At 61.8% G+C, this 16,618-nt stretch carries 19 protein-coding genes; 12 read left to right on the top strand and 7 right to left on the bottom strand.

What is annotated here, in order from left to right; all coding sequences use genetic code 11:
* Nucleotides 1-7: 7 nt before the first annotated feature.
* A complete protein-coding gene (locus tag DXT77_RS02205; RefSeq protein ID WP_119426453.1) occupies nucleotides 8-910 on the bottom strand; it encodes a TIGR01777 family oxidoreductase in 903 nt (300 codons plus the stop codon).
* Between the two features lie 197 nt (nucleotides 911-1,107).
* On the opposite strand from DXT77_RS02205, the gene DXT77_RS02210 reads away from it, so the two are divergent.
* From DXT77_RS02210 to DXT77_RS02265, 12 genes are all read left to right on the top strand, one after another.
* Nucleotides 1,108-2,094 (top strand): NAD(P)/FAD-dependent oxidoreductase, encoded by a 987-nt coding sequence (locus DXT77_RS02210; RefSeq protein WP_119426454.1) that lies wholly within the window; start codon nucleotides 1,108-1,110, stop codon nucleotides 2,092-2,094.
* Nucleotides 2,091-2,306, top strand: a complete 216-nt coding sequence (locus tag DXT77_RS02215; protein WP_119426455.1) for a TIGR02450 family Trp-rich protein — start codon at nucleotides 2,091-2,093, stop codon at nucleotides 2,304-2,306. The genes DXT77_RS02210 and DXT77_RS02215 overlap by 4 nt, the downstream gene beginning before the upstream one ends.
* Before the next feature lie 111 nt (nucleotides 2,307-2,417).
* Nucleotides 2,418-3,371, top strand: coding sequence for a DUF523 and DUF1722 domain-containing protein (locus tag DXT77_RS02220; protein WP_119426456.1), 954 nt, complete (start codon nucleotides 2,418-2,420; stop codon nucleotides 3,369-3,371).
* Nucleotides 3,371-4,312: a MerR family transcriptional regulator gene (locus DXT77_RS02225; RefSeq protein ID WP_119426457.1), complete on the top strand. Its 942-nt coding sequence runs from the start codon at nucleotides 3,371-3,373 to the stop codon at nucleotides 4,310-4,312. The genes DXT77_RS02220 and DXT77_RS02225 overlap by 1 nt, the downstream gene beginning before the upstream one ends.
* Nucleotides 4,313-4,332: 20 nt before the next feature.
* The gene (gene phrB, locus DXT77_RS02230) at nucleotides 4,333-5,778 is read left to right on the top strand and encodes a deoxyribodipyrimidine photo-lyase (RefSeq protein WP_119426514.1); all 1,446 of its coding nucleotides are present in this window, start codon (nucleotides 4,333-4,335) and stop codon (nucleotides 5,776-5,778) included.
* Entirely contained in the window at nucleotides 5,771-6,193 is a 423-nt protein-coding gene (locus DXT77_RS02235; RefSeq protein ID WP_085709303.1) for a nuclear transport factor 2 family protein, read from the top strand. The genes phrB and DXT77_RS02235 overlap by 8 nt, the downstream gene beginning before the upstream one ends.
* A complete protein-coding gene (locus tag DXT77_RS02240; RefSeq protein ID WP_119426458.1) occupies nucleotides 6,190-6,972 on the top strand; it encodes an SDR family oxidoreductase in 783 nt (260 codons plus the stop codon). The genes DXT77_RS02235 and DXT77_RS02240 overlap by 4 nt, the downstream gene beginning before the upstream one ends.
* Nucleotides 6,969-8,216: an NAD(P)/FAD-dependent oxidoreductase gene (locus tag DXT77_RS02245; protein ID WP_119426459.1), complete on the top strand. Its 1,248-nt coding sequence runs from the start codon at nucleotides 6,969-6,971 to the stop codon at nucleotides 8,214-8,216. The genes DXT77_RS02240 and DXT77_RS02245 overlap by 4 nt, the downstream gene beginning before the upstream one ends.
* Nucleotides 8,213-9,028, top strand: a complete 816-nt coding sequence (locus DXT77_RS02250; protein ID WP_119426460.1) for a DUF1365 domain-containing protein — start codon at nucleotides 8,213-8,215, stop codon at nucleotides 9,026-9,028. Before DXT77_RS02245 ends, DXT77_RS02250 begins: the two co-directional genes overlap by 4 nt.
* Entirely contained in the window at nucleotides 9,015-10,289 is a 1,275-nt protein-coding gene (locus DXT77_RS02255; protein ID WP_119426461.1) for a cyclopropane-fatty-acyl-phospholipid synthase family protein, read from the top strand. Before DXT77_RS02250 ends, DXT77_RS02255 begins: the two co-directional genes overlap by 14 nt.
* A complete protein-coding gene (locus tag DXT77_RS02260) occupies nucleotides 10,282-10,773 on the top strand; it encodes a DUF2878 domain-containing protein (RefSeq protein WP_119426462.1) in 492 nt (163 codons plus the stop codon). The genes DXT77_RS02255 and DXT77_RS02260 overlap by 8 nt, the downstream gene beginning before the upstream one ends.
* Before the next feature lie 52 nt (nucleotides 10,774-10,825).
* On the top strand, nucleotides 10,826-11,131 hold the full coding sequence (locus DXT77_RS02265) for a YkgJ family cysteine cluster protein (protein ID WP_119426463.1): 306 nt from the start codon (nucleotides 10,826-10,828) through the stop codon (nucleotides 11,129-11,131).
* A 40-nt stretch (nucleotides 11,132-11,171) separates the two neighbouring features.
* On the opposite strand, the gene DXT77_RS02270 is transcribed toward DXT77_RS02265, so the two are convergent.
* The 6 genes from DXT77_RS02270 to hemA all read right to left on the bottom strand — a co-directional run bounded on the left by DXT77_RS02270 (nucleotide 11,172) and on the right by hemA (nucleotide 16,531).
* Nucleotides 11,172-11,690: an acyloxyacyl hydrolase gene (locus DXT77_RS02270; protein ID WP_085733621.1), complete on the bottom strand. Its 519-nt coding sequence runs from the start codon at nucleotides 11,688-11,690 to the stop codon at nucleotides 11,172-11,174.
* Nucleotides 11,691-11,801: 111 nt separating this feature from the next.
* A complete protein-coding gene (gene murI, locus DXT77_RS02275; RefSeq protein WP_119426464.1) occupies nucleotides 11,802-12,593 on the bottom strand; it encodes a glutamate racemase in 792 nt (263 codons plus the stop codon).
* Nucleotides 12,586-13,341: a molybdopterin-synthase adenylyltransferase MoeB gene (locus DXT77_RS02280; protein ID WP_119426465.1), complete on the bottom strand. Its 756-nt coding sequence runs from the start codon at nucleotides 13,339-13,341 to the stop codon at nucleotides 12,586-12,588. Before DXT77_RS02280 ends, murI begins: the two co-directional genes overlap by 8 nt.
* Nucleotides 13,335-14,165 (bottom strand): peptide chain release factor N(5)-glutamine methyltransferase, encoded by an 831-nt coding sequence (gene prmC / locus DXT77_RS02285; protein ID WP_119426466.1) that lies wholly within the window; start codon nucleotides 14,163-14,165, stop codon nucleotides 13,335-13,337. Before prmC ends, DXT77_RS02280 begins: the two co-directional genes overlap by 7 nt.
* Complete coding sequence (gene prfA, locus DXT77_RS02290) at nucleotides 14,166-15,248, bottom strand: peptide chain release factor 1 (RefSeq protein WP_114885501.1); 1,083 nt, start codon at nucleotides 15,246-15,248, stop codon at nucleotides 14,166-14,168.
* Entirely contained in the window at nucleotides 15,245-16,531 is a 1,287-nt protein-coding gene (hemA, locus tag DXT77_RS02295; protein WP_085700892.1) for a glutamyl-tRNA reductase, read from the bottom strand. The genes prfA and hemA overlap by 4 nt, the downstream gene beginning before the upstream one ends.
* Between the last annotated feature and the right edge of the window lie 87 nt (nucleotides 16,532-16,618).

Genomic DNA, 16,618 nt, shown 5'->3' on the forward strand with positions numbered 1-16,618 from the left:
TCCTATTTCAGAGGCGGCTGGACAGATCGTCCAGGGCCGCGCGTAAATCCGTGAACCGGAAATTGAATCCGGCTTCCAGCAAGCGTGCCGGCGTGGCCCGTTGACCACCCAGCAACAGCAATGACATCTCGCCGAGCCCGACCTTCAGGGCCAGGGCCGGCATCGGCATGAACGCCGGGCGGTGCAACACGCTGCCCAGCGTCCTGGCAAATTCGCGATTGCGCACCGGCTTCGGCGCGCACGCATTATAAGGACCACTCGCCTGATCGCGGTGCAGAAGAAAATCAATCAGGGCGATTTGATCGTCGATATGAATCCACGGCATCCACTGCCGGCCATTGCCCAAAGGCCCGCCCAGCCCGAGTTTGAACGGCAGCAACAGGCGCGACAAAAAACCGCCCTCGGCCGACAGCACCAGCCCGGTACGCACCAGCACTACGCGGATGTCCATCGCTTCGGCGCGTTGCGCGGTTTCCTCCCAGGCAATGCACAGCTGGCTGGCGAAATCGTCGACCACCGGTGGCGATTCTTCGGTCAACTCGCGTTCGCCGCCGTCTCCGTACCAGCCAACGGCCGAGCCCGAGATCAGCAGTGACGGTTTCTGCCCGCGATGTTCCAGCCACGCCAGCAACGTTTCGGTGAGCGTGATCCGACTGCTCCACAGCAACGCCTTGCGTCGATGGGTCCACGGCCGGTCGGCAATCGGCGCGCCGGCAAGGTTGACGATCACGTCGACCGGTTCATCGCCAAGATCCTCCAGACGCGCAATGCCACGCACTTGAGCGCCGCAGATTTTCGCGACCTTTTCCGCACGACGACTCCACACGGTCAACCGGTGGCCCTGACCCGACCAGTGCCGGCAGAGCTGACGTCCGATCAATCCAGTACCGCCGGTCAGCAATATGTGCATGACATCTTCCTCGCGTGGCGTTTTACTTCGATCACTAGTCTATTTTTATAAGCAGGGATCTTTTCTATCGGACAGGCTCTATTGTTTAACAATAGGCCAAGCTGTCAGAACGAAAACGCTGGAAGTTATACCAGAAAACAAAATTGTACAGGTTTCATCCACGGCGTAGTCTGTACAGAAAGGTAAACGAGGCCCCTATGACTGTACCTATCGCAATCATTGGCACCGGCATCGCCGGACTCTCCGCCGCCCAGGCCCTGACCGAGGCCGGGCACACCGTTCAGTTGTTCGATAAAAGCCGTGGCAGCGGCGGGCGCATGTCGAGCAAGCGCAGTGACGCCGGCTCGCTGGACATGGGCGCGCAATATTTCACGGCCCGTGACCGACGCTTCGTCACTGAAGTCCAGCGCTGGCAAAGCAACGGCTGGGTCGCCGAGTGGACACCGCAGCTCTATACCTTTCATGGCGGACAACTGAACCTGTCGCCGGACGAACAGACCCGCTGGGTCGGCACGCCGCGCATGAGCGCCATCACCCGTGGTTTGCTCGATGGACTGGAAGTGCATTTCGCCTGCCGGATCACCGAGGTCTATCGCGGTGAAGAACACTGGCATCTGCAAGACGCCGAAGGCTTCACTCACGGCCCCTTCAGCCATGTGGTGATTGCCACCCCGGCGCCTCAGGCCACCGCATTGCTGGCCGCTGCGCCGAAACTGGCCGGGGCCGCTGCCGGTGTGAAGATGGACCCGACCTGGGCCGTCGCCCTCGCCTTCGACACGCCGCTGGATACGCCTATCGAAGGTTGCTTCGTACAGGACAGTCCTCTCGACTGGCTGGCCCGCAACCGCAGTAAACCCGGGCGCGACAACACCCTCGACACCTGGGTCCTGCACGCCACCAGCGCCTGGAGCCGGCAGCACATCGACCTCTCCAAGGAAGCCGTGATCGAGCAGTTGCACGGCGCCTTTGCCGAGTTGCTGCACAGCGCCATGCCCGCACCGACTTTCAGCCTCGCCCACCGCTGGCTCTACGCCCGCCCGGCCACCAGCCATGAGTGGGGCACGCTGGCGGACGCAGACCTGGGGCTGTATGCGTGCGGCGACTGGTGCCTGTCGGGCCGGGTCGAAGGCGCGTGGCTCAGTGGCCAGGAAGCTGCACGCCGCTTGCACGAACACCTGCAGTGAACCTCATCAATCCGCAAAAACTGCTGCTGTCGAAATGGACAGCAGCCCTGCCGCAAAACCGTGAAAAGCATTTTCTGGTGACCGAACTGTTCCGCGACGAGGACGGCACGGTGCTGGAGATCGAAATGCAGGCAGTGCTGACCAGGCGTACCACGCAACTGGACTGGCATGCATTGCAGGACGATGCGCACTGGAAAATGGGCTGGCGTTAGCTTCCGTCAAAATCTTGTACAAATAATTTGACTTGTACACCTTTGAATCTATGCTGAAGGAATGTTGTACAGAATAAATATTCTGTACAAATTCAGATTCGAGGTGCTGTCATGTCCGAACCGTCCCCACCCAAGATCGCCATCAGCGCCTGCCTGATGGGAGCCGAAGTGCGCTACAACGGCGGACACAAGGCTTCACGGCTGTGCACCCACACACTCACTGAATATTTCGAATTCGTCCCGGTGTGTCCGGAAGTCGCGATTGGCCTGGGCATTCCCCGCGAGCCGATCCGTCTGGTGGGTGACCCGGACCATCCCCAGGCCCTCGGGACGGTTCATCGCGAGACCGACGTCACCGATGCGCTGTCCGCCTATGGCAAGAAAATGGCCACCGAGCTCGACGGCATCTGCGGCTACATCTTCATGCAGCAATCACCCTCCTGTGGACTGGAACGGGTCAAGGTCTATCACGCCAACGGCGCACCGATTGGCAGCGGGCGCGGGATCTATGCCCAGGCCTTCTGCGCCCGGCACCCCGACCTGCCGGTGGAAGAAGCCGGGCGCCTGAACGATCCGGTCCTGCGGGAAAATTTCATCACCCGGGTATTCGCCTACAGCGATTGGCAGCAAGTGCTCCGGCAAGGCCTGAGCCGCCGTGCCCTCACCGACTTCCACTCGCGCTACAAATACCTGCTGATGGCCCACAACCCGGTGCAATACAAGGCGCTGGGCAATCTGCTGGGCAACATGGGCCAGACCGATCCCGTAGAACTCGGCCCGCGCTACTTCAGCCAGTTGATGGCGGCGCTGACCACCTGTGCCACACGCCGCACCCACAGCAACGTGTTGCAGCACATCAGCGGTTACCTGAAACGGGCCATCAGCGCCGAAGACAAACAGGAAATGCAGCACGTCATCGGCCAGTACCGCCACGGCATCGTGCCGCTGGTGGTGCCGCTGACGCTGCTCAAGCATCACTTTCGTCAACACCCCGATCCGTACATCGCGCAACAGGTTTACCTGCAACCGCACCCGGAAAACCTCAGCCTGCGAAACGCCATTTGATGAACGACACACCCGACACCAGCGCCCGCGAAGATCTCGGCGCCGACTTCAAGAAAGCCCTCGACGAAGGCTGGCTGCCGATTCGCGAGGTGGCGCGCCAGACCGGCGTCAATGCGATCACCCTGCGTGCCTGGGAGCGCCGTTACGGATTGATCGTGCCGCAACGCACGCCCAAGGGGCATCGGCTGTATTCGGCCGAACATGTACAGCGTATCCAGCACATCCTCACCTGGCTCAACCGTGGCGTGGCGGTCAGTCAGGTCAAACCGCTGCTCGACACCCCGCAAACCGTCAACGAGCCGCTGCAAAACGAATGGCAGCCCTTGCACCAGGCCGCGCTGCTGGCGGTCACGCAATTGAACGAGCGCAGCCTCGACGACAGCGTCAACCAGGCGATGGCGCTGTACCCGCCACGAACCCTGTGCGAGCAATTGCTGATGCCGTTGCTGGCGGACCTCGAACAGCGCTGGCAAGGCCAGTTCGGCGCGCAGATGGAGCGGGTGTTCTTTCACGCCTGGCTGCGTAGCAAATTCGGCGCACGCATCTACCATAACAATCGTCAGTTGCGCACGGCGCCGCTGCTGCTGGTCAATCAATCGGATTTATTGCTGGAGCCTCACCTGTGGCTCTGCGCCTGGCTGATCAGCAGCGCCGATTGCCCGGTGCAGGTATTTGACTGGCCGCTACCGGCCGGGGAGCTGGCACTGGCAGTCGATCACCTGCAAGCACGTGGCGTACTGCTGTATTCCAGCAAGGCCATGAACCTGGCGCAGTTGCCGAAACTGTTGAATGGCATCAGTTGCCCGAAAATGATTGCCGGACCAACGGTGTGCATCCACCACGCCGAGTTGTCCGTAAGAACCTCCGAGATCGCTGATCTGTACCTGGCCGAAGATCCCTTGTCGGCACATCGGGCACTCCTTCAGCGTGGATTGATTTAATGATTCGTGCAGAGAACACCATGCAATTGATCTGGCTGCGCAGCGACCTGCGCCAACATGACAACACCGCCCTCACGGCCGCCGCCGAGCGTGGCCCGACCGTGGCCGTGTACCTGTTGAGCCCCGAACAATGGCAGGAACATGACGACGCCCCCTGCAAGGTCGATTTCTGGCTGCGCAACCTGCGGGAACTGAGCAAAACCCTTGGCGAACTGAACATCCCGCTGTTGATCCGCAGCGCCCCGCACTGGGATCAGGCCCCAGCGGTACTGCTTGAGCTTTGCCAGGATTTGCAGGTCGAGGCTGTTCACGTCAATGAGGAATACGGCGTACACGAAAGCCGCCGCGATGCGGCCGTTGCCCGGGCATTGCAGGCCGAAGGCATCGCGTTTCACAGCTATCTCGATCAGTTGCTGTTCAAACCCGGCAGCGTGCTGACCAAAACCGGCACCTACTTTCAGGTCTTCAGCCAGTTCCGCAAAGTCTGCTACGAACGCCTGCATCGCTCGATGCCGTCCTTGATAAAAGCGCCGTCCGCACAGGCTCCACTGAACATTGCCAGCGATCCGGTACCCGAGTCCATCGAGGGTTTCCCGACACCCGGCCAAGCGTTGCGCAACCTGTGGCCCGCCGGCGAAGCCGAAGCCCGGCACCGTCTCGACTCCTTCGCCGAAGTGCAGATCGACTACTACAAAAGCGAGCGCGACTTCCCGGCCAAGCCCGGCACCAGCCAGCTCTCGGCCTATCTCGCGGCCGGGGTGATCTCGCCGCGCCAGTGCCTGCATGCCGCGTTGCAAAGCAATCAGGGTGAATTCGAAAGCGGCAAGGTCGGCGCGGTCACCTGGATCAACGAACTGCTGTGGCGCGAGTTCTACAAACACATTCTGGTCGGCTACCCACGGGTGTCCCGGCATCGCGCGTTCCGCCCGGAAACCGAAGCCCTGGCCTGGCGCGATGCGCCGCAGGAGCTGGCGGCCTGGCAGGAAGCACGCACCGGTCTGCCGATCATCGACGCGGCCATGCGCCAATTGCTCGAAACCGGCTGGATGCACAACCGCCTGCGCATGGTGGTGGCGATGTTCCTGACCAAGAACCTGCTGATCGACTGGCGCGAAGGCGAGCGTTTTTTCATGCACCACCTGATCGACGGCGATCTGGCGGCCAACAACGGCGGCTGGCAGTGGAGCGCATCGACCGGCACCGATGCGGCGCCGTATTTCCGGATCTTCAACCCGATCAGCCAGTCGGAAAAATTCGACAGCGAAGGCCTGTTCATCAAGCACTGGCTGCCGGAACTGGCCGGCCTGAACAAGAAAGAAGTGCACAACCCTGCAAGCGCTGGCGGACTGTTCGGCGTGGCGGACTATCCGTTGCCGATCGTTAACCTGAGCACCTCGCGGGAGCGAGCACTGACCGCGTTCAAGAACCTGCCCTCCCGTACGTCTGTCGGAGAAGGCCATGAGTGAATTCCTGCGCCGTTTCGCCCGCCAGTTCGCGCAGTTGAACAAAGACAACCTGCACAGCCTGGACGCGCTCTACAGCGAGGACATTCATTTCACCGACCCGTTGCACGAGGTGCAGGGGCTGACGCAATTGCGCGACTATTTCAGCGAGCTGTACGCCAACGTCAGTGAACTGCGGTTCGACTTCCACGGTTTCGACCAGATCGGCGACTGCGAAGGTTACCTGCGCTGGGTCATGAGCTACCGCCACCCGCGTCTGGCGGGCGGGCGACTGATTCGCGTCACGGGCTGTTCGCACCTCCTCTGGCGCGACAAGGTTTATCGCCACCGGGATTACTTCGATGCCGGAGCGCTGCTTTACGAACATTTACCGATATTGGGCCGGGTGATCGCCTGGCTGAAAAGGAGACTGGGATGAGCCGTTCAACGCCACGCCGTTATTGGCTGACCGGTGCCAGCAGTGGCATCGGTGCAGCACTGGCGGAAGAGATTCTGAAAAGCGGTGCGCACCTGGCGGTCAGTTCCCGCGATGTCGCAACGCTCAAAGCGTTGTCGCAGCGCTATCCGGGGCAAGTGCTGGTCGTGGCCGGGGACCTCACCAATAGCCAGACCGTGCGGGAAATCGGTGAACAGATCGCGCTGGAATGGGGATCGCTGGACAGCGTGATCCTCAACGCCGGCACCTGCGAATACGTCGATGCAAAACAGTTCGACGCTACGATCGTCGAACACGTGGTACGCACCAACCTGCTCGCCAGCAGCTATTGCATCGAAGCCGCCCTGCCTCTGCTGCGCAAAGGAACCGCGCCGCATCTGGTGGGCATGGCCAGCTCCGTCACCTACGTGCCGCTGCCCCGGGCCGAAGCGTACGGTGCGTCAAAGGCCGGACTGCGTTATCTGTTCGAGTCATTGCGTATCGATCTGGCGGACGAAGGCATTGAAGTCACGGTCATCAGTCCGGGCTTTATCGAAACGCCTCTGACGGCCAAAAACGACTTCCCGATGCCATTGAGCTGGCCTGCGGAAAAAGCGGCGAGCCACATTTTCGGCAGGCTCAAGGACCGGCCGCTGGAGATTGCCTTTCCGGCACTGTTCATGGCGGCGCTCTGGCCCCTCTCGAAAATGCCCGCACAAGTGCAACTGGCGATCGGCAAGCGCATGGTGCGCAGCACACCACCCTTGCGGGATCCGACGTGAACATCGCCATCGTCGGCAGCGGGATTGCAGGGCTGACCTGCGCCTACCTGCTCGGTCGCCGACATGACGTCACGGTGTTCGAGGCCGGCGCCTGGGTCGGCGGCCATACACACACGGTGACAGTGACGGTGGACGGGCGTGATTACGCAGTCGACACCGGGTTCATCGTGTTCAACGACTGGACGTACCCGAACTTCATCCGTTTGCTCGGTCAGTTGGGTGTGAACTCCAAAGCCACCGAGATGAGCTTTTCGGTGACCGACCCCGACATCGGTCTGGAATACAACGGCAACAACCTCGACAGCCTGTTTGCTCAGCGCAGCAATCTGTTGTCGCCGGGATTCTGGGGCATGCTGCGCGACATCCTGCGCTTCAACAAGGAAGCCCGGCGCGACCTCGCCGAACAGCGGATCGCCAGCGACACCACACTGGACGACTACCTCAAGGCGGGCGGCTACGGCGAGCGTTTCATCCTGCATTACATCGTGCCGATGGGCGCGGCGATCTGGTCGATGCCGATGGCCGAGATGCTGAATTTTCCGCTGCAGTTTTTCGTGCGGTTCTTCGAGAACCACGGTTTGTTGTCGGTCAGCAATCGTCCGCAATGGCGAGTGATCGAGGGCGGCTCCAGTGCCTACCTCGCCCCGTTGACCGCGTCATTCAAAGAGCGGATCCGCGTGAACTGTCCGGTAAACCGGATCGAACGCAACGAACACGGCGTGGTTATCCACAGCCCCGTCGGCATCGAACATTTCGACAAAGTCGTGCTGGCCTGCCACAGCGATCAGGCATTGCGATTGCTGGCCAATCCGAGCCGTGCCGAACGGGAGATTCTTGGTACCCTGCCCTACGCCGACAACGAAGTGGTGCTGCATACCGACACCCGTCTGCTGCCGATGCGCAAACGGGCCTGGGCCAGCTGGAACTATCGCCTCGGTGGGGCCGGCCATACCCACGCGGCCGTCACTTACGACATGAATATCCTGCAAGGCATCCAGAGCGACACCACGTTCTGCGTCAGCCTCAACCAAAGCGCCGGCATCAGCCCGTCCAAAGTGCTTGCCCGTTTCACCTACGCCCATCCGCAATTCAGCCTCGCAGCGGTAGCGGCCCAACAGCGCTGGGCCGAACTCGACGGCGCGCAGCACACCCATTATTGCGGCGCCTACTGGGCCAACGGTTTTCATGAAGACGGCGTGGTCAGCGCTTTACGCGTCGCCGCCGCGTTCGGAGAAAGCCTGTGAACAGCGCGCTCTACAGTGGCTGGATCGCCCACCGGCGATTCGCCCCGCGTCGGCATGAATTCCGTTACCGGATCGGGCTGCTGTATCTCGACCTGACCGAACAGGACGCCGTACTGAACCTGTCGCCACTGTCCGGCACGAGCCGTTTTGCCCCGTTCTCGTTTCGCGAGACCGACTACCTCAAGACGTTTACCGGTCGCGGTGTGCGGCTGATCGATGCGGTACGCCTGCTGGTCGGTGAGGCCCTCGGTCACCAGCCGCAGGGTTCGATCTGCCTGCTCACTCAGCCGCGCAGTTGGGGCCTGGCATTCAACCCGGTGAGTTTCTTTTACTGCCACGAGGCCGACGGGCAACTGGCGGCGATTCTCTGCGAAGTCAGCAACACACCATGGCGCGAGCGCTATCACTACGTACTACCGGCACGAGCCCCGACCAGCGTGCGCGACTTCCACCAGCACTTCGCCGTGGCCAAGGCGTTTCACGTATCGCCGTTTCTGCCACCGGATCTGGAATACCGCATGAGCTTCAGCCCCGCCGCGCAAACCCTGGGCGTGCACATGGCCGACTGGCAGGGCGAACGGAAACTGTTCGACGCCACGCTCAACCTGAAACGCGAACCTCTTGATCGACGCAACCTGCACCGGCATCTGTGGCGCTTTCCGTGGATGACCGCGAAAACCGCCCTCGCGATCTATTGGCAGGCCCTGCGTTTGCTGCTCAAGCGCACCCCGCTGTTTCCCCATCGGACGGCCGACGACAGCTTTCGAACCGCCACAGCGTCTCCCGAGGAGCACCGCCATGAAATCCTCTAGCGTTTCGGCCAGAGCCGCCATCCCGTTCAGTACCCACGGCATCACCGGCTCACTGCTGCGTCGCGGTGTCCTGCGTCAGCTCGCACAGCTCAAGCACGGGCAACTGGTGGTGATCGAGGACGGCGAACGCCAGGTCTTCGGCACACCGGACAGTGCGTTGCTGGGCGAGATTCATGTCCTCGATGCAGCGGCCTGGGGCATGGTCGCGGGCAACGGCTCGATTGGCGCCGGGGAAGCCTTCATTCACGGCTACTGGAGTTCACCGGACCTGACCGCCGTGGTGCGGGTCTTCGTCAGCAACCTCGAAGTGCTCGACGGCATGGAGGGTGGACTGGCAAAAATCGGCCGGCCGCTGGTGCGCGGTCTGCACTGGCTCAACCGCAACACGCGCAAGGGCTCGCAGAAAAACATCGCCGCCCATTACGACCTCGGCAACGATCTGTTCGAGCAGTTTCTCGACCCCACCATGATGTATTCGGCGGCGCAGTTCCTCAGCCCGGACGACAGCCTGGAACAGGCACAACTGAACAAACTGGAGCGGATCTGCCAGAAGCTCGCACTCGAGCCTGGCGATCACTTGCTGGAAATCGGCACCGGCTGGGGCAGCATGGCGCTGTATGCCGCGCAGCACTATGGTTGCAAAGTCACCACGACCACCCTGTCCAAAGAGCAATACGCGTTTACCGCCCGGCGCATCGAAAGCCTCGGCCTGCAGGACCGGGTGACGTTGCTGCTCAAGGACTACCGCGACCTCACCGGCCAGTACGACAAACTGGTGTCGATCGAGATGATCGAGGCGGTCGGTCATCGCTTCCTGCCGACCTACTTCAAGCAATGCGCGCACCTGCTCAAGAGCAACGGCCTGATGCTGCTGCAAGCGATCACCATCCGGGACCAGCGCTACGAGCAGGCGAAACGCGGCGTGGATTTCATTCAGCGATATATCTTCCCCGGCGGCGCCCTGCCCTGTGTGCAGAAGATGCTCGAAATTGTCAGCCGCGATACCGACATGAACCTGCTGCACATGGAAGACTTCGGCCTGCACTACGCCCGGACCCTGCGCCTGTGGCACGAGAATTTTCGCCACGCCCACGGCCGCCTGAGCGAATTGGGCTACGACGATTATTTCCTGCGGCTGTGGGAGTTTTACCTGTGTTACTGCGAGGGCGGCTTCCTCGAACGCACCATCGGCACCGCGCAATTGCTGTTGGCCAAACCGGCGGCGACGCCGGCGCCACTGCTTGGGCGTTTCGATGCCTGAGCGGATCGCCAACGCGGTACTGTTCCAGGTCGGCTGGCTGGCCTGCGTGCTCGGCGGCAACAGCCTGTGGTTGCTGGTGGCGCTGGCGGTATTGGTAATTCATCTGCGCTGGATCAGCAACTGGGCGGCGGAGGGCCGACTGATTCTCGGCGTGGTGATTCTGGGCACCGCCGTGGACAGCGGCCTGCGCGGTCTCGGGGTCTTTGAATTCAAGGACCTGTCGCCGCTGATTCCGTTGTGGCTGATGTTGTTGTGGGCACTGTTGGCCACGACATTGCGCCATTGCCTGCAATGGAGCGCCCGGCCATGGTGGCTGGCGAGTGTGCTCGGGGCCGTCGGTGGCGCGTTGTCGTACTGCGCCGGTGGACGACTGGCCGGGGTGCAGTTTCCCTATGGCGAGTTACCGACTTTGATCGGCATCGGCCTGTTGTGGGCGCTACTTTTTCCGTTGTTGCACCTCTTGTCCCGGCGCCTGGTGCAGTAATCGTCCGTCAGGGCTTTCACACGCGCGCGGGTCACTGCCGTACACTGCGCCCATGAAAACCATTCCCCTGCAGCCAATCGACGAGTCCGCCGTCACCTGTTCGACTTGCGCGGCCTGCTGCTGTCAGCTCGAAGTCATGCTGATCACCGACACCGGCGTACCCGAGCGCTTTATCGATACCGATGATTGGGGGGGCGAAGTCATGTTGCGTCTGGACGACGGCTGGTGCGCGGCGCTGGATCGCGACACGATGATGTGCACGATCTACGAAAAGCGCCCGCTGATCTGCCGCGAATTCGAGATGGGCGCGCCGGAATGCATCGACGAACGCCAGGGGATTGCCACGGCGTATCGCTGAATACAAAAAAGGAGCGCCGGGCGCTCCTTTTTCATGGGTGTTACAACGGCAACGTGTAGTGCAGCGAGTAGCTTTCTACCCCGTCGTTGTTGCTGCTCAGGCCGGCGTTGGAATAGTGCGTGGCCCTGATTCCGATTTCATGCCCGCCATTGAATCGCAGGCCGAAACCGATGCGGTCTTCGAACTGGAAGGCCCCACCGATATTGTTGTCTTCGTACTGGGTGTTGGAGAACAACGCCACCCCGATCCCTGCTTCGACGTAGGGTTTGACCGACTGACCGGCGAATTCGTAAACAAAAACCGGCGAGAACGAAAGACTGTTGTTGCTGGAGGTCTTGTCACCTTCCCAGTAAGTGTAGGCGCCGCTCCAGTAACCGGTCAGGCGACCGACATCGCTTTGCAGCCAGCTCTTGTCCCAGTCGAAATTCATCCCCAGGCGATAGGTCATCGTTGAATCGCTGGTGGCGCCAACCCCGAATTCCACGCCAGCGGCCTGTGCAGTAAAACTTTGCCCCATCAGTGCGGCCGCAATCGCGGCCAAGCAGAATAGTCGCTTCACGTTGAAACTTCCTTTTCCGGAACGATCGTTTGGTTTTTAGGTAACTCAGCGGTATAGAAATCGGCGCTTAAACAGAAGTTCACCCGATGTTCGGGTTATTTCACAATCTTTTTACAAGTGGAAGCGTTGCACATCGCCAGGCGTTTGTCCCAGCAACGGCAGAATGTTTTTCAAGGATTGCGGATCGGCGCTGGTCCAGAATCTGGCGGGACGATTCGGGCCCTCGGCGAGCAGATCGCGTTCGGCCAGCAGGCGCTGAAGTTGCCGGGCCACGGCCGCACCCGTGTCGATCAGACTGATGTCGGCGGGGAGCATCGTTTTGAGCAGCGGTTTGAGGAAGGGATAGTGGGTGCAGCCAAGAATGATCGTGTCGCAACCCGCGCCCAGCAGCGGTTCGACATAGCGGTGAAGCAACTGACGCAGCGCTTCGCTGTGCAGGTCGCCGCCTTCGATCAGCTCCACCAGCCCCGGGCACGGCTGGGTAATGACCCGGATATCGGTGGCAAAACGGTCGAGCAACGCCGCGAACTTCGCGCTCTGCAAGGTGCCGGTGGTGGCGAGGACGCCGACCACGCCGCTGCGAGTGGCGGCGGCAGCCGGTTTGACCGCCGGCTCCATGCCGACAATCGGCCAGTCGGGAAAATCACGCCGCAGATCGGCAACGCCGGCCACGGTCGCAGTGTTGCAGGCGATTACCAGTGCCTTGGCGCCCTGCTCGCGGAAAAAACCGGCCATCACGCTGCAACGCTGGCGGATGAACTCCGGAGTTTTCTCGCCATAAGGAATGTGGCCGCAGTCGCCGAGGTAAAGCAGCGATTCATTGGGCAACAGATGCTGGATTTCCGCCAGCACCGACAGGCCACCGACGCCGGAATCGAATACGGCGATCGGCGCTTCACGCATGGTGCGAACCACAGACGCTGCATCCGGGATCACGCTTGACCCGCAGCTCACGGAATCGCGAGCCCAGCGCATCGATCAACAGCAGGCGCCCCACCAGAGGCTCGCCGAAACCCGCCAGCAGCTTCAAGGCTTCCAGCGCTTGCAGGCTGCCGACCAGACCCACCAGCGGCCCGACCACGCCGGCTTCGCTGCAAGTCAGTTCGGCTTCGCTGCCGTGACCGTACAGGCAGTGATAGCAAGGGCTCTCGGCGCGACGCGGGTCGAATACCGACAGCTGTCCTTCGAGGCGGATCGCCGCGCCGCTGACCAGCGGTTTGCAGGCTGCCACACACGCGGCGTTGACCGCTTCACGGGTGGAGAAATTGTCCGAGCAGTCGAGTACCAGATCCACCGCTGCCACGGCGGCGGCAAGGGAATCCTCGTCCAGTGCCTGACGATGGGGCACCAGCCGGATTTCTGGGTTGATCGCGCTCAGGCGCTTGAGCGCCGAGTCGACCTTGGTCATGCCGACGCTGTCGGTGTCATGGATGATCTGGCGTTGCAGGTTGGTCAGGTCGACCGTGTCGAAATCCGCCAGATGCAACTCGCCGACGCCCGCCGCCGCCAGATACAAGGCAACCGGAGCGCCGAGACCGCCAAGGCCGACGATCAGCACGCGGCTGTCCTTGAGCTTCAACTGGCCATCGATGTCGATGTGTTGCAGGAGGATCTGCCGACTGTAGCGCAACAATTCCTGATCATTCAGCACGGCAGGCGCCCCAGGCTGATCCGTTGATGGCCGCCCAGATCGGTGCGGCTGTGGACTTCTTCGAAACCTTGCGTCAGCAACAGATCGCGCACGGCTTCGGCTTGATCATAGCCGTGTTCGAGCATCAGCCAGCCACCGGCCTCCAGATGCGCCGGCGCCTGGGCGATGATCAGACGCAGATCGTCGAGCCCGTCGATGCCGGCCACCAAGGCGCTTTCCGGTTCGAAACGCACATCGCCTTCGACCAGGTGCGGATCGGCGGCGCGGATATACGGCGGGTTGCTGATGATCAGCTCGAAACGCTTGCCTTCCAGAGCGCTGAACCAGTGACTGCTGAGCACCGTGGCGTTGTTCAGGTGCAGACGCTGACGGTTGCGCTCGGCCAGGGCCACGGCTTCCAGCACGCGATCCACCGCAGTGACGTTCCATGCCGGACGCTCACTGGCCAGGGCCATGGCAATCGCCCCGCTGCCGGTGCCGAGGTCGAGAACCTTGGCCGGGGTCGCTGGCAGCAATTCCAGTGCGGCTTCCACCAGCAACTCGGTGTCCGGGCGCGGAATCAGCGTGTGCGGCGCGACTTCCAGATCGAGTTTCCAGAAACCCTGCTGGCCGAGAATGTAGGCCACCGGCTCACCGCTGCGGCGGCGCTGCAGGTATTCGGTGAAGACCAGCACGGCTTCGCTCGGCACGATGCGTTCGGGCCAGGTGTGGAGAAAACTGCGGGACTTGCCCAGCGCCGCGGCGAGGAGCAGCTCGGCATCCAGGCGTGCGGTGGGCGAGTCCGGCAGTTCGGCGGCGCGCAACAGGCTGGCGATGATGGTCATTTATTCACCTATCGCTGCCAGTTGGTCGGCCTGGTATTCGGCCAGCAACGGTTCGATCACCGCTTCGACGCCACCGGCGAGGATCTCGTCGAGGGAATACAGGGTCAGGTTGACGCGGTGGTCGGTGACCCGGCCCTGGGCAAAGTTGTAGGTGCGGATCCGCTCGGAGCGGTCGCCGGAACCCACCAGCAATTTACGCTCGCTGGCGATGGCGTTGGCCGCTGCGGTGGTCTGCTGGTCGTTGAGCTTGGCCGACAGCCAGGCCATCGCCCGCGCCCGGTTCTTGTGCTGGGAACGTTCTTCCTGACACTCGACCACGATGCCAGTCGGCAAGTGAGTGATACGGATCGCCGAGTCGGTCTTGTTGACGTGCTGACCACCGGCCCCGGAGGAACGGTACGTGTCGACGCGCAAGTCCGCCGGGTTGATCTCGATCGCTTCCTGCTCGTCGGGCTCCGGCAACACAGCCACGGTGCAGGCCGAGGTGTGGATGCGGCCTTGGGATTCGGTGGCCGGCACGCGCTGTACGCGGTGGGCGCCGGACTCGAATTTCAGCTTGCCGTAGACATTGTCGCCTTCGACCCGGGCGATGACTTCTTTATAGCCGCCGTGCTCGCCTTCGTTCTCCGAGAGGATTTCCACCCGCCAGCCGCGTTTCTCGGCGTAGCGCGAGTACATGCGGAACAGGTCGCCGGAAAAGATCGCCGCCTCGTCGCCACCGGTGCCGGCGCGGATTTCGAGGAACACGTTGCGCCCGTCGTTGGGATCCTTGGGCAGCAGCATGCGCTGCAAGGTGGCTTCAAGCTCGATGAGTTGCTCTTTGGTTTCGCGCACTTCTTCCACGGCCATTTCGCGCATGTCCGGGTCGCCGTCCTTGAGCAGCGCCTGGGCGCCTTCCAGATCGGCCTGGGCCTTGAGCAGCTGTTTATAGGCTTCGACGACCGGCTCGACTTCGGCGTATTCCTTGGAATAGGCGCGGAATTTGGTCTGGTCGGAAATGACTTCGGCGTCGCCGAGCAGCGCCGTCAGTTCCTCGAAACGGTCCTGGAGGATGTCCAGCTTATTGAGCAGTGACGCTTTCATTGCGGTTTTTTATCCGAAAAGCTATCCGGTGAGCCCTCGAGGGCAAAGAGTTCCTGGGCCATGGCCAGCGCATCGAGGCGGCCTTCGGCAGAAAGCTTTTTCAACTGCACGCTCGGGGCGTGCAGGAGTTTATTGGTCAGGCCACGGGCCAGCTGGCCCAGCACGTCTTCGGCGTTGCCGCCGTTGGCCAGCAGGCGCAGGGCCTTTTGCAGCTCTTCGTCGCGCAGGCGTTCGCTCTGTTGACGATAGGCCTTGAGCACATCGACCGCCGCCAGCTCGCGCAGGCGCACCATGAAATCGTCGGCCCCCACCGAAACCATCTCTTCGGCGGCTTGCGCCGCACCCTGACGGCTCTTGAGGTTTTCGGCGACCACTTCGTGCAGATCGTCGACGCTATAGAGATAAACGTCGTCGAGTTCGCCGACTTCCGGTTCGATATCCCGGGGAACGGCGATGTCGACCATGAAGATCGGCTTGTGCTTGCGCAGCTTCAGGGCGCTTTCAACGGCGCCCTTGCCGAGGATCGGCAACTGACTGGCGGTGGAGCTGATGACGATGTCGCTGCGCACCAGCTCGGCCGGAATATCCGACAGCAAAACCGCGTGGGCGCCGAACTGTTCGGCCAGCAGGCTGGCTCGCTCCAGCGTGCGGTTGGCCACCACGATACGCTTGACCCCCAGATCATGCAGATGGCGGGCGACCAGGGTAATGGTCTCGCCGGCGCCGATCAGCAGGGCCTGGCTGCGTTGCAGGTCGCTGAAAATCTGTTTGGCCAGGCTTACCGCGGCAAACGCCACGGACACCGGGTTTTCGCCAATGGCGGTATCGGTGCGCACTTGCTTGGCAGCGTTGAACGTTGCCTGGAACAAGCGGCCGAGCAGCGGCCCGATGGTGCCGGCCTCGCGGGCCACGGCGTAGGCCGATTTCATCTGGCCGAGGATCTGCGGCTCGCCCAGCACCAGCGAATCGAGCCCGGAGGCGACGCGCATCATGTGACGAACTGCCGCATCATCTTCATGCACATAAGCACTCGCGCGCAGCTCATCGAGGCTTAAATGGTGATAGTCGGCCAGCCAGCGCAGCACGATATCGGCCGAAAGCTGATCCTGTTCTATATACAGTTCACTGCGATTGCAGGTGGAAAGGATCGCAGCTTCGCGGCTGTCGGTGAGTCGGCAGAGCTGCTGCAAGGCCTCCACCAGCTGCTCAGGGGTAAAGGCCACGCGCTCGCGGACGTCTACTGAAGCAGTCTTGTGGTTGATACCGAGTGCAAGGAAGGCCATTCAAGGTCGCTGATGGTGACGTGAAGCCGGCAATTGTCCTACTTCGTCAGATTCAGAACAACTACCGCTGACTATTGTCCCAATTGT

Source organism: Pseudomonas sp. 91RF, from assembly GCF_003576265.1.
Lineage (GTDB): Bacteria > Pseudomonadota > Gammaproteobacteria > Pseudomonadales > Pseudomonadaceae > Aquipseudomonas > Aquipseudomonas kribbensis.

Bases quoted from the DNA above. Each gene is read 5' to 3' on its own strand.
- DXT77_RS02225 (WP_119426457.1), top strand. From the start codon at position 3,371: ATGAACGACACACCCGACACCAGCGCCCGCGAAGATCTCGGCGCCGAC.
- DXT77_RS02260 (WP_119426462.1), top strand. From the start codon at position 10,282: ATGCCTGAGCGGATCGCCAACGCGGTACTGTTCCAGGTCGGCTGGCTG.
- DXT77_RS02255 (WP_119426461.1), top strand. From the start codon at position 9,015: ATGAAATCCTCTAGCGTTTCGGCCAGAGCCGCCATCCCGTTCAGTACC.
- DXT77_RS02210 (WP_119426454.1), top strand. From the start codon at position 1,108: ATGACTGTACCTATCGCAATCATTGGCACCGGCATCGCCGGACTCTCC.
- phrB (WP_119426514.1), top strand. From the start codon at position 4,333: ATGCAATTGATCTGGCTGCGCAGCGACCTGCGCCAACATGACAACACC.
- DXT77_RS02265 (WP_119426463.1), top strand. From the start codon at position 10,826: ATGAAAACCATTCCCCTGCAGCCAATCGACGAGTCCGCCGTCACCTGT.
- DXT77_RS02205 (WP_119426453.1), bottom strand. From the start codon at position 910: ATGCACATATTGCTGACCGGCGGTACTGGATTGATCGGACGTCAGCTC.
- prfA (WP_114885501.1), bottom strand. From the start codon at position 15,248: ATGAAAGCGTCACTGCTCAATAAGCTGGACATCCTCCAGGACCGTTTC.
- DXT77_RS02240 (WP_119426458.1), top strand. From the start codon at position 6,190: ATGAGCCGTTCAACGCCACGCCGTTATTGGCTGACCGGTGCCAGCAGT.
- prmC (WP_119426466.1), bottom strand. From the start codon at position 14,165: ATGACCATCATCGCCAGCCTGTTGCGCGCCGCCGAACTGCCGGACTCG.
- murI (WP_119426464.1), bottom strand. From the start codon at position 12,593: ATGCGTGAAGCGCCGATCGCCGTATTCGATTCCGGCGTCGGTGGCCTG.
- hemA (WP_085700892.1), bottom strand. From the start codon at position 16,531: ATGGCCTTCCTTGCACTCGGTATCAACCACAAGACTGCTTCAGTAGAC.
- DXT77_RS02235 (WP_085709303.1), top strand. From the start codon at position 5,771: ATGAGTGAATTCCTGCGCCGTTTCGCCCGCCAGTTCGCGCAGTTGAAC.
- DXT77_RS02220 (WP_119426456.1), top strand. From the start codon at position 2,418: ATGTCCGAACCGTCCCCACCCAAGATCGCCATCAGCGCCTGCCTGATG.